The 11,435-nt window shown below is 37.3% G+C and carries 9 protein-coding genes; 4 read left to right on the forward strand and 5 right to left on the reverse strand.

The window, feature by feature from the left end:
- Positions 1-390: 390 nt before the first annotated feature.
- Entirely contained in the window at positions 391-1,662 is a 1,272-nt protein-coding gene (locus ACFSKV_RS00015) for a peptidoglycan DD-metalloendopeptidase family protein (RefSeq protein WP_380799424.1), read from the reverse strand.
- Positions 1,663-1,976: 314 nt separating this feature from the next.
- Between ACFSKV_RS00015 and aspS the strand changes: the two genes are divergently transcribed.
- The 3 genes from aspS (at position 1,977) to pheS (ending at position 8,019) form a co-directional block, all read left to right on the forward strand.
- The gene (gene aspS, locus ACFSKV_RS00020; RefSeq protein ID WP_380799428.1) at positions 1,977-3,737 is read left to right on the forward strand and encodes an aspartate--tRNA ligase; all 1,761 of its coding nucleotides are present in this window, start codon (positions 1,977-1,979) and stop codon (positions 3,735-3,737) included.
- Positions 3,738-3,939: 202 nt separating this feature from the next.
- Positions 3,940-6,828, forward strand: coding sequence for an outer membrane beta-barrel protein (locus ACFSKV_RS00025; protein ID WP_380799431.1), 2,889 nt, complete (start codon positions 3,940-3,942; stop codon positions 6,826-6,828).
- A 162-nt stretch (positions 6,829-6,990) separates the two neighbouring features.
- The gene (gene pheS / locus ACFSKV_RS00030) at positions 6,991-8,019 is read left to right on the forward strand and encodes a phenylalanine--tRNA ligase subunit alpha (protein WP_380799432.1); all 1,029 of its coding nucleotides are present in this window, start codon (positions 6,991-6,993) and stop codon (positions 8,017-8,019) included.
- A gap of 49 nt (positions 8,020-8,068) precedes the next feature.
- Here the strand turns inward: pheS and ACFSKV_RS00035 are convergent, their stop codons facing one another.
- The 4 genes from ACFSKV_RS00035 to ACFSKV_RS00050 are packed head-to-tail and all read right to left on the reverse strand — an operon-like array spanning position 8,069 to position 10,212.
- Positions 8,069-8,830: a phosphoglycerol geranylgeranyltransferase gene (locus tag ACFSKV_RS00035; protein ID WP_380799434.1), complete on the reverse strand. Its 762-nt coding sequence runs from the start codon at positions 8,828-8,830 to the stop codon at positions 8,069-8,071.
- A complete protein-coding gene (locus ACFSKV_RS00040; RefSeq protein ID WP_380799435.1) occupies positions 8,814-9,194 on the reverse strand; it encodes a hypothetical protein in 381 nt (126 codons plus the stop codon). The genes ACFSKV_RS00035 and ACFSKV_RS00040 overlap by 17 nt, the downstream gene beginning before the upstream one ends.
- Positions 9,195-9,198: 4 nt before the next feature.
- Positions 9,199-9,546 (reverse strand): phage holin family protein, encoded by a 348-nt coding sequence (locus ACFSKV_RS00045; RefSeq protein ID WP_380799436.1) that lies wholly within the window; start codon positions 9,544-9,546, stop codon positions 9,199-9,201.
- Positions 9,547-9,600: 54 nt separating this feature from the next.
- Entirely contained in the window at positions 9,601-10,212 is a 612-nt protein-coding gene (locus ACFSKV_RS00050; RefSeq protein ID WP_380799437.1) for a YkgJ family cysteine cluster protein, read from the reverse strand.
- Positions 10,213-10,451: 239 nt separating this feature from the next.
- On the opposite strand from ACFSKV_RS00050, the gene ACFSKV_RS00055 reads away from it, so the two are divergent.
- On the forward strand, positions 10,452-11,393 hold the full coding sequence (locus ACFSKV_RS00055) for a lytic transglycosylase domain-containing protein (protein WP_380799438.1): 942 nt from the start codon (positions 10,452-10,454) through the stop codon (positions 11,391-11,393).
- The last annotated feature ends 42 nt before the right edge of the window (positions 11,394-11,435 follow it).

An 11,435-nucleotide genomic window follows, 5' to 3' on the forward strand; every position in this document is an offset into this window, starting at 1 on the left:
TGGGAATGAAGAATGAAGAATTAGGAATTAAGAATGAAAGAATTAAGGATATAAAAAAATATTTTTTCCCTAAGCAATTAGGAAACTAAGAAACGGTCTATTTGATTTACTGAAAAGGCTGCCCGGTGTCCGGTCAGCTTTTTTTCTTTTTATGATGCTTTTGATCCGGAAATCTAATTGTTTCCTTTAGGATTGACATCGAGCTTTAAAATTCAAGAGGGCGAAAATACCTCCCTCCATCTTAAATAAAAAATATAACTGTTTATTATTTGTTTATATTACAAAAACTTCTGACTAAATAAGAAAATAAAAAAGGTAGGCCAAATTTGAATTTTTGATCTACCACTTTTATCCGAAAAAGAAAATTTTGCAAATAAAAAGGTAACCACTTTATTTCTTGGCCATCAATTTATCAGGTTTTTCTGAATAAGGAATGTTGGCAATTTGTTGTATTTTTTCGAGTTTCGCTTGATCGAAAGCCAATTTATTTTCAGGAAGTATTGGGTCTGAAGGAGGAATTTTCTCTTTAAGCCAATCAACTTGTTTGCCGTTTTTCCAGAATCTAAAACATAAATGAGGTCCAGTTGCAAGGCCTGTACTTCCCACATATCCAATGACCTGTCCTTGTTTTACCCTTGTTCCAGGTTTAATTCCTGAGCCGATTTTTGACATGTGAAGGTATTGGGTAGTATATGTTCCGTTGTGTTTGATTTTCACATAATTTCCATTAGCGCTGGTAAACCTTGCTTCCACTACTGTCCCATCACCGACTGATCGGATTTCAGTTCCAGTGGGAGCAGCATAATCGGTACCCAAATGGGGCTTATACCTTTTTTGAACCGGGTGGAACCTGTTAAGATTATATCTTGAACTTATTCTGGTATATTTTAAAGGGTCTCTAAGAAATGCTTTTTTAAAGCTATTCCCCTCCTGATCAAAAAAACTGACTTCACCATTTTGTTCGAAAGGGATTGCATGATAGGCCTGACCCATGTGTTCAAAAAAGGCGGTTTCAATATCTGTGATTCCTACTACTTGGCCATCTACCACTTTCTCTTTGTATACTACTTTGAATTTATCCCCTTTTTGTAACCTTTGGAAATCAACATTCCAGCCATATAAATCCGCAAATTGATCTATCAAATCAGGTGTTATTCCCAGTTCAGTCATATTTACATAAAGATTACTGCTGATTATTCCACCTACTTCTATAGGACGGTATTCCACAGGTTTTTCTTCTTTGTAAATCTCAATTTCATCCAATTTAAAAACCACATATTCGGCAGGATTCGGCTCATAAATAAAAAATTGTGCCTGTGAAGAATCTTTTGGGGACAGTACCGTGAATTTTTTGTTGAAAGCAATTTTACGGACATCAAAAATATCTTTCGATTTTTTGGCAATTTCATCGATGATCTGATAAGGGACATTGAAAGGTGCCAAAATTGTTGATAAAGTCTGATTTTTACCGACCACCCCTTCAATGACATCTAGTTCATTTATATTGATGCCATAAAGCAGATTTTCCTCAATGGGTTCTTCTTCAAAAACTAACGGTTCTTCTATTTGATAGGTCTTGGAATTGTAATGGTTATCTACGATATAGAAACCACCTGCCAATAACAATAATATTGCTCCGGCACTTATCCATTTTTTATTCATTATTACTTAAAATGTTATTTTGACGGGAAGTGATTGATCAAATAAATTTAAATTCTGGTCAAATTCCAAATTTTTAGAACTTTATCATGGAAATTTAACATTTGAAAAAAGTACTAAAATCCAATAAAGCATTGTTGGAATGGTATTTTCAATTTTAGTTTTTTCCAATAAAAGTGAGATTCTTTATCCTTTTTTTAGCTTTTTAAGCAAAAACGTTGCCAAGAAATAAACTTTTGTCCCTTTCTTTTCATCATTTTAGTATTCTGACAAAGCTTTTTTTATCTTTGTCCACTTTAAAAAAACAAGGCAAAATCATGCTTAGAACACACACTTGCGGAGAATTAAGGATAGGGCATATCAACCAAACGGTCGTGCTGACAGGTTGGGTGCAAAGAGTCAGAAATAAAGGAGGACTTATTTGGGTAGATTTAAGAGACAGATATGGCCTTACTCAGTTGATTTTGGAGGAAGGTTCCACGGATAAAGCATTATTGGAAAAAGCGGCCTCTTTAGGACGTGAATTTGTAGTTCAGGCTGAAGGCAAGGTAGTAGAAAGGGCATCCAAGAATGATAAAATGCCTACAGGAGATATTGAAATAAAAGTTGAGAACCTGCTTGTCTTGAATCCCGCAAAGGTTCCTCCATTTATCATTGAGGATGAGACAGACGGAGGTGATGAGTTGAGAATGAAATATAGATACCTTGATCTCAGAAGGAATGTGGTTAGGGAAAAACTGCAGCTACGCCATAAAATGATGCAGGAAACCCGAAAGTACATGGATGCTCAGGATTTTATTGAGGTGGAGACTCCTGTCCTGATTAAATCTACTCCTGAGGGGGCTAGGGATTTTGTAGTGCCTAGCAGGGTCAATCCGGGAGAATTCTATGCGCTTCCACAATCTCCACAGACTTTCAAACAATTGTTGATGGTCAGTGGGTTTGACCGGTATTTTCAAATTGTCAAATGTTTCAGGGATGAAGACTTAAGGGCTGACCGACAGCCTGAATTTACCCAAATAGACTGTGAAATGTCATTTGTCACTCAGGAAGATATCTTAAAGACCTTTGAAGGATTGGTGAAGCATTTATTTCTTTCTGTCAAAAAAATTGAATTGGAAGAGGTTAAAAGAATGACTTATGCTGAGGCCATGAAATTTTATGGAAATGATAAACCTGATCTTAGATTTGACATGAAATTTGTTGAGATTAATGATCTTGCCAAAGGGAAAGGGTTTTCCATATTTGATCAAGCAGAACTAATAGTTGGAATTTGTGCCAAAGGAGCAGGGGAATATACTAGAAAGCAATTGGATGATTTGACCAATTGGGTGAAAAGACCTCAGATCGGAGCAAAAGGTCTGGTTTATGTAAAATGCAATTCGGATGGCACCTTCAAATCTTCTGTGGATAAATTTTATTCCCATGATGACCTGAAAGTATGGGCAGATAAGATGGGTGCTAAAGCAGGAGATCTCTTACTTGTTTTGAGCGGTGATGAAAAATCTACCAGAAAGCAAATGTCAGAACTAAGACTTAAAATGGGCGAAGAACTTGGGTTGAGGGACAGGACAGTCTTTAAACCTCTTTGGGTGGTTGACTTCCCTCTTTTGGAATGGGATGAAGAAACTCAACGATTCCATGCCATGCACCATCCTTTTACTTCTCCTAAAAAAGAAGATATTCCATTGCTGGAATCAGATCCGGGATCCGTGCGTGCCAATGCCTACGATCTGGTGATCAATGGGGTGGAAATCGGAGGCGGTTCTATCAGAATACATGACAGGCCAACACAACAATTGATGTTCAAGCACTTGGGATTCAGTGATGAGGAAGCTCAAAAGCAATTTGGATTTCTCATGGAGGCTTTCGAATATGGAGCACCTCCTCACGGAGGAATAGCTTTCGGTTTTGATAGGCTATGTGCTATTTTTGGAGGGTCGGATTCCATCAGAGATTATATCGCTTTTCCAAAAAATAATTCTGGAAGGGATGTCATGATAGATACACCTAGTTCAATTTCTGACGAACAGCTGAAAGAACTATCCATTAGGTTAGCTTTAGATCAAAAAACGTAAAACAATACTCTTAGTTCAAAACCTTGAGGCCATCAATTTTTTATATGTTGATGGCCTTTTTATTCCCTTTATTTAAGGGATTTTTAAAATCTTTTTTTGCCTTTCAAACTTCTTTAAATCCATTTAAAATTTTGGGTATGCCCTAATTAAACTTTTTTGTATTTATCCATGTCTAAACGGCATCCTTTAACTTGTTTTGAAAATGAAAATTTCTACCCTTAAACTATTTTTATTTCTTTCTTTTGTCCTTTTTTCTCTGGATATAAAGGCCCAAAGACAGGAAAGGAGAGGACAAGATGTAGTCCTTAAAGGACAGGTAATTGAAGGGCAGACCAAAGAACCAATGATAGGAGCCAATGTTCTGGTAAAAACAGTAACAGATTCATTGTTAGTATCAACCGTGTCTGGAGTAGATGGAAGTTTCGAAGTAGCAAGGCCTATGATTCCAAGTGTAAAATTGGAAATTACTTTTTTAGGTTACCAAAAGATCACCAAAATTCATAACAGGGGAGATGCTTTGGATTTAGGAGTTTTGGTATTGGTTGAAGACAGTAAATTATTAGGTGAGGTGCTAATTGAGGGTCAGGTTCCGGTTGGGGAAGTCAAGGGAGACACCACCTCATTCAATGCGAATGCTTTTAAGACAAGGGAAAATGCAGATGCAGAAGACCTGGTCAGGAAAATTCCAGGGGTTACCATTCAAAATGGAGAAATCCAGGCAAAAGGAGAACAGGTTCAAAAAGTGCTGGTGGACGGGAGGGAATTTTTTGGAAGTGATCCCTTTTTGGCTTTGAGGAATTTACCTGCGGACGTGATTGACAGAGTTGAAATTCTTGACCAAAGATCAGATCAATCCAGATTGACGGGATTTGATGATGGGAATTACTCAAGGACAATCAATATTGTAACCAGACCAGATAAAAATAGTGGTCAATTTGGGAGGGTGTATGCGGGAGCTGGATCTCAGGATAGGTATTCACTAGGTGGCAATTACAATATTTTTAAAGGAACCAAAAGGATTTCAATAATTGGTCTTTTCAATAACATCAATCAACAAAATTTTTCTTCACAGGATTTGGTAGGAGTAACAAGTGGAGCAGGCGGAGGAGGTGGGGGAAGACCTGGCGGTGGGGGAGGTGGACGTCCTGGCGGCGGTGGTTGGGGCGGAGGCAACAACAACTTCCTTGTAGGGCAGGATCAAGGTATTATTACAACAAACAGCCTTGGGTTAAATTATAGTGATAAGATCGGCAAAAAGATGAACTTGACTGCCAGTTATTTCTTCAATTCCACAAAAAATAACCTTTTCAAGCTTACTAATCGGGAAATAATCTTATCCGAGACCAATAGGCAATATTATGAGGAAGTTTTGTTAAATACCATTAATAATAATAACCATAGGGTAAATGCCAGAATTGAATATGACATCAATGAAAAAAACGCATTGATTATTACACCTTCAATGAACTTTCAGAATAATAATACCTATTTGGAAAGGGATGCTTTGACTTTGACAGCTACAAGAGATCCTTTAAGTAGTCTGTTGTCCAAATCAGATGCCAATACCAATGGCCATAACATCTCCAATAATCTGGTCTATCGGTATAAATTCGAAAAACAGGGAAGAACAATTTCTACCACAGTGTTTACCACTTGGAATAAAAGGGATCAGCTTTCTGAATTGATTGCAGCTAACCGTGATTTTATAAGGGACATTCGGGATACCATCAATCAGGAGACCGTTGGTCTTTCTGATGGGTTTAATTACCGCGCTACTTTACAATATACAGAGCCTTTCCTTGAAAAAGGATTGATTACTGCTTCTTACCAAGTTGGAAATAATAAGACCTCAGCGGATCAAAGGACAATGAGTATGGTTCCAGAGCTTGGTATTATGGTTTTGGATACTGCATTGAGTAATGTGTTTGATAATAAATTCATTGTCCAAAGACCAAGTGTGGGGATGAGTTATAGAATTAAGGAATGGAATCTGAACGCCAATATTGATTACCAATATGCCGTCCAGGATAACGAAAGTCTGTTTCCTTTAGAAAGGACCTTCAATAGGTCTTTCAGCAATTTCCTTCCCGGAATGAATGCATTCTACAGGAATCAGGAAAAGGGAACCTCCTTCCGATTGAGGTACAGGACGAATACACAGGAACCCAGCGTCAATCAATTGCAAAATGTCATTAATAACCAAAATCCATTACAATTATCTATAGGTAACCCTAATCTTGGACAGTCTTTTTCCCATTCTGTATTTACCAATTTTTCAAAAATCAATCTAGAAAAATCAAAAACATTCTTCACCTTTTTATTTTTATCCCTTACTGAAGATTTTATAGGAAACAGTACTTTCATAGCCCAAACAGATACACTTTTGAATGGAGAAACACTATTGAGATCCGGTGGACAGTTGACAAGACCAGAGAACCTCTCGGGACAATTCAGGTCCCGATTGTTTGTCACCTATGGGACCCCCATACCAAAAATCAAATCCCAGTTTAATCTGAATTCCAGCGTCTCCTTCAATAGAACACCTGGTGTGGTGAATTTTCAAAAGAATTTTAACGATAATATCGATCTAAGCCAAGGTTTGACATTGACTTCCAATATTTCAAAAGATGTTGATTTTACCCTTTCCACAACTGGAACATATACCATTGTGAACAGTAGTTTGCAAACAACACTGGAGAATAATTATTATATTCAAAATTCTAATATAAGATTTTATTACTCCCCCAATAACGGGAAGCTTTTTGTTTCCAATGTTGTCAATAACATGTTGTACAGAGGTCTATCAGCCAACCTTGACCAATCTGTTTGGTTATGGAATATTGAAGCCGGCTATAGATTCCTAAAAGATAATAAAGGAGAACTTAAGTTGACCATATTTGATTTACTGAACCAGAACAATGCCATAGGCAGGACAATCACAGACGTTGCCATTGAGGATACATTTACCAGAGTTTTGACGAGATATGGACTGATTTCTTTTACGTATATCATCGGTAATTTCAAACCACAGGAAAGTAATCAGGGACCTCCCATGGGAAGACCATGGGGAGGAGGAGGAAGAAGTTGGTAAAAAGATACCCCAAGAAAATTTATTTTACCAAAACAGTGAAAAGCTCCATTTGGAGCTTTTTTAATAGCCTGTTTTTGATGCTTTATATCATTTAGTAATTCGGAAGAAAGTGTAATTCCCATCAATTATTTTAGATTTGTGGTTCCGAAAACAATTTATCACATGCACCAGGAAAAAATAGAAGCCATCAAGTCCTCCATTCATGCAGCAGATGCGGCCAACCAGGATGAGCTTGAAGCCTATAGAATAAAATTTATAAGTAAAAAAAGTGTGGTAGGAGAACTTTTTGCCTTAATGAAGGATATTCCGAATGACCAAAAAAGGGAGTATGGTCAATTAGTGAATGAAGTGAAGCAATTGGCAGAAAACAAATTCCAGGAACTGATTGAAAAGGTCAATTCATCTTCCAAAAAGTCTAAATCAATGGATTTGGATCTGACCCTTCCTCCCTCCGCTGTTGCTGTAGGAGGCATTCATCCCCTAACTGCCACCAGACAAAGGATTATAGAAATATTTGAGAGAATTGGGTTCAGTTTGTCAGAAGGTCCAGAGATTGAAGATGATTGGCATAATTTTACAGCTTTAAATTTCCCTGAAAATCATCCGGCCAGAGAAATGCAGGATACTTTTTTTATTGAAAAGAATCCTGATATTGCTCTGAGGACCCATACCTCTTCTGTTCAGGTTAGGGTGATGGAAAACCAAAAGCCGCCTATCCGTACCCTCTCACCAGGTAGGGTTTATAGAAATGAGGCCATTTCTGCCCGTGCCCATTGTATTTTCCATCAGGTCGAGGGACTTTATGTAGATGAAAATGTTGGTTTTGCAGATTTGAAAAATACCTTATACCATTTTGCTAAGGAAATGTTCGGGAAAGAAACCAAAGTGAGGTTCAGGCCTTCTTTCTTTCCATTTACTGAGCCCAGTGCAGAAATAGATATCAGTTGCTTGTTGTGCGGGGGTAAAGGCTGCAATGTTTGTAAAGGAGCGGGTTGGGTTGAAATCGGAGGTTCAGGAATGGTAGACCCAAATGTCCTTGAGAATTGTGGAATAGATTCGAAAAAGTATACAGGTTTTGCATTTGGGATGGGCATTGAACGAATAGCAATGCTCAAGTATCAGATTAAAGATTTACGGCTATTCACTGAAAATGATGTCAGGTTTTTGAAGCAGTTCCGGCCGATGATATAAATCAGATTTTCCAATTAAAAAAGGCTTCATGTTTAGCATGAAGCCTTTTTTAATTAGCCATTACCCTGGTAGATTCCAAAAATTCAGAAACTTCATAAAGTAGGTTTAAATTTTTTTCTGCTCCGTTTCCTATGACTACCAAGTCTGCTCCTGCCTGAAATGCTGATTTTATTTTGTCAAGACTATTGAGACCACCTCCTACAATCAGCGGTGCATCAATTTTCCTTTTAACCGCCTTAATAATTTCTGTGGATACAGGGAAAGGAGCTCCGCTTCCTGCATCCAGATAAAAATATTGAAGCCCTAAAAACTTTCCCGCCAAGGCAGTGGCAACGCTTAATTCCGGATGGTGATTGGGTAGGGGTATGGTCTGGCTTATGTAATGGACACTGGTCGTCTGACCTCCGTTTATCAACATGTAACCTGTAGGCAGAACTTCCATGCCACTCTTTTCCAAGAGGGGGGCTAGGCTTACATGCTGGCCGATCAATAGGTCTGGATTTCTTCCTGAAATGAGTGAAATAAAAAGAATAGCATCCGCTAGAGGGGAGAACTGAAGAGCGTTACCGGGAAATAAAATTACTGGTATTTCCACGCAAACCTCTTTGATTTTTTGGATGATTTCAGAAATCCTGTTTTGGTGGATAAGGCTTCCTCCCAAAAAGAAAAAATCAATCTTTAATTTATTGGCTTCTTGGAGCTGGGATTCGAATTTTCGGATGGATTGAAAATCGTCAGGATCGATCAACCAAGCAACTCCTTTATTGCCGCTTGTATGGATTGCCTGTAATTTTTCACTTACTTTTCTCATCCTGTACCTCCATTGGTCCACCTTCATTAAATTTTTTGATTATTTGTTCTCTACCATAATTGATGGCAATGGGTACCAATACCGCACTGAGGCGGCCTAAAAAGCCAGGCTGGTTTTTTTTGGTCAGCTTAGATTGTATTTCTTCATCCAAGAGGCCTTCTTTTTCCAATACTTTCAGAATTTTTTCTGTCTTTTTGTCTTTTTTTCTAAAGAACAAACGCACAGCTAAAAAGGCAATTACTCCACCCACCAATATGGCGCCACCAACCTTAGCAAAGTCCTCCGATTCTTTCTTGGCAAGGCTCAATTGCATCTCTAAGGTTTGCTCCAGTTCCTCTGCCTTTTTTTTTAGTTCTTCGTTCATGGCATTAATTTTCCTTTCTTTTTCTGAAAATAAAGTGCTTTAAAAATTTCTGGAATGATTCTACAATACTCTTTGCGTCTTTCAGAAAGTAAAAAAAGACAAAAATCAATACATAAAGGAGGGAAACATAAAGAAAACCTTTGTAAGTTGAATACAACAACTCACTTAAATAAAAGGCAAGGGAAAGACTGGCAAAAAGCAAAACCATAACTGAAACTGTGGCCATCAAAAGCAACAACATTATCCTTGTGAAAACTGAGGAAAGTTGTTCGGTAATTTCGTCTTGAATAAGTTGGATCCGGACTTCAACCAACTGCTTGATAGTTTGGATCATTTCAGAAATGTTTAGCATAAAAACCAATTTTTTTGGTGAATATTATCCCCAATATACATCAAAAAGCTTGCATCAAAAATTTTCCGATGTTTCAGGTTCCTGGTTTTCCTGGTAAAATTTATAAGTTAAAACGGCCTCAATGGCTTTTTTGATCGCTCTATTGATCGGCATTTGTTCAGAGGTCAATTGAAAATCAATGTTATACAGCTTAGAATAAGTACCGCTGCTGGAAGGTATGGGCATAAGTCCGTTGATTTCAACAGCAGCTTTTTGGTATTGGTCTTTTTTGTTCTCTTTTATTTTTTTACAGGTAATTATCTCTTTTTTACCCTCTTTATTTTTCCTATAAGAGGAACTGAACAACCTACATATCAAACCCCTGTTTTTGTAATCAGAGCAAAATCCCAACCCATTGTCTGGAGAGACTGACTTGTAAATAATACAATGGTCATCCTCACCCAAATTTTCAAGGAGTTCCAAGGCATTTTCAGCCTTCCCTTTTTCATACAGATCGAAGGCCAAGGGCAAAAACTCCAGTACTGATGCACTTACTTTTGGATTGGAACAGCAAAACCCGCAGCCGGTAATACAGGTAAGTTTACTTGCGTCTAAAAACGCTTTGATTTCAAGGTCAAGCTCATCAAACACTTGTCTAACTTCCTGGGATTTTTCCTGTAGATTCATGGATTGGAATTAAAAGCCTGCGAAAGTAAAAAGAGTTAATAATCAAAACAATAGGTGTCGAAAATGTATTTTAATTCCAAAACTTGGCTCATCTTGGGATTATCGGATTTCCGATTCATTTGAATTATTTGGAATGTTGTTTTCACCCAATATTTCTAATTTTTTTTCGTTTGGTAAGGAGCAATTGATCACCTTGATTAAATTTATCCCAAATATTCAATTACCTGAAATAACCTAACTTGAGAAGATATCATCTTTTTATTTTATACGGCCTAATAGCTGTTTTATTTGGAATTTTGCTTTATAAGCATTTTGAGCAGCCCCTCCAACAAGCTGATCAAGTGATTATTGAATCTCTTGATGGGGAAAGGGTTCAGGTATTGGTACCTGAGGCTAAAGTCCGGATTTTTGATTTACCGAAGAAGATTACTTTTGCAGGAGAACCCGTTCCGCTGGATAAGAGGGATGTGTTGGAAAGGTTTGAGCGGGAGATTTATGTGAATGCTTATTGGCAATCCAATATGGTATTATTAATGAAACGTTCTGCCAAATTTTTACCTATCATTGAAAAGATATTACATGAAAATGGTGTTCCGGAAGATTTTAAATATTTGGCTATGGCAGAATCCGGTTTGATGAATGTGGTTTCTCCTGCAGGTGCAAGGGGATTTTGGCAAATCATGCCGGCAACCGCAAAAGAGAATAACCTTGAAGTCAGTAATGATGTGGATGAAAGATATCATTTGGAGAAATCTACTTTAGCCGCTTGTAAATACCTAAAATCTGCATTTTCTAAATTTGGTAATTGGACTTCTGTTGCAGCTAGTTATAATATGGGGATTGCTGGATTGAGAAAAAGAAAGGAAGAACAAAGTTTTGACAATTACTATGATCTTTACCTGAATGATGAAACAAGCAGATATCTTTTTAGGATTCTAGCCTTTAAGGAGATTTTTGAGAATCCAGAAAGGTATGGATTTGAGTTGAAGAGCGTTGATTATTATGAGATGCCACTTTACAGGGAATTAAAAGTAAATCAAAGTATTCCAAATTTGGCCCAGTGGGCTATTCGTCATAACAGCAATTATAAAGAGCTTAAAATACATAATCCATGGCTGAGATCCTCTAAATTATCCGTTTCAAAAAACAAGGATTATATCATCAAAATACCCATAGAATAAATAATTAAATTTTAATTTTTGGATTATTTTTTTTGGTAATTT

It is taken from the genome of Shivajiella indica (genome assembly GCF_042683085.1).
Taxonomy (GTDB): Bacteria; Bacteroidota; Bacteroidia; order Cytophagales; family Cyclobacteriaceae; genus Shivajiella; species Shivajiella indica.

Excerpts from the sequence above, each read along its gene's own strand:
- pheS (WP_380799432.1), top strand. The coding sequence starts at position 6,991 with ATGCACCAGGAAAAAATAGAAGCCATCAAGTCCTCCATTCATGCAGCA.
- ACFSKV_RS00015 (WP_380799424.1), bottom strand. The coding sequence starts at position 1,662 with ATGAATAAAAAATGGATAAGTGCCGGAGCAATATTATTGTTATTGGCA.
- ACFSKV_RS00025 (WP_380799431.1), top strand. The coding sequence starts at position 3,940 with ATGAAAATTTCTACCCTTAAACTATTTTTATTTCTTTCTTTTGTCCTT.
- aspS (WP_380799428.1), top strand. The coding sequence starts at position 1,977 with ATGCTTAGAACACACACTTGCGGAGAATTAAGGATAGGGCATATCAAC.
- ACFSKV_RS00040 (WP_380799435.1), bottom strand. The coding sequence starts at position 9,194 with ATGAACGAAGAACTAAAAAAAAAGGCAGAGGAACTGGAGCAAACCTTA.
- ACFSKV_RS00050 (WP_380799437.1), bottom strand. The coding sequence starts at position 10,212 with ATGAATCTACAGGAAAAATCCCAGGAAGTTAGACAAGTGTTTGATGAG.
- ACFSKV_RS00045 (WP_380799436.1), bottom strand. The coding sequence starts at position 9,546 with ATGCTAAACATTTCTGAAATGATCCAAACTATCAAGCAGTTGGTTGAA.
- ACFSKV_RS00035 (WP_380799434.1), bottom strand. The coding sequence starts at position 8,830 with ATGAGAAAAGTAAGTGAAAAATTACAGGCAATCCATACAAGCGGCAAT.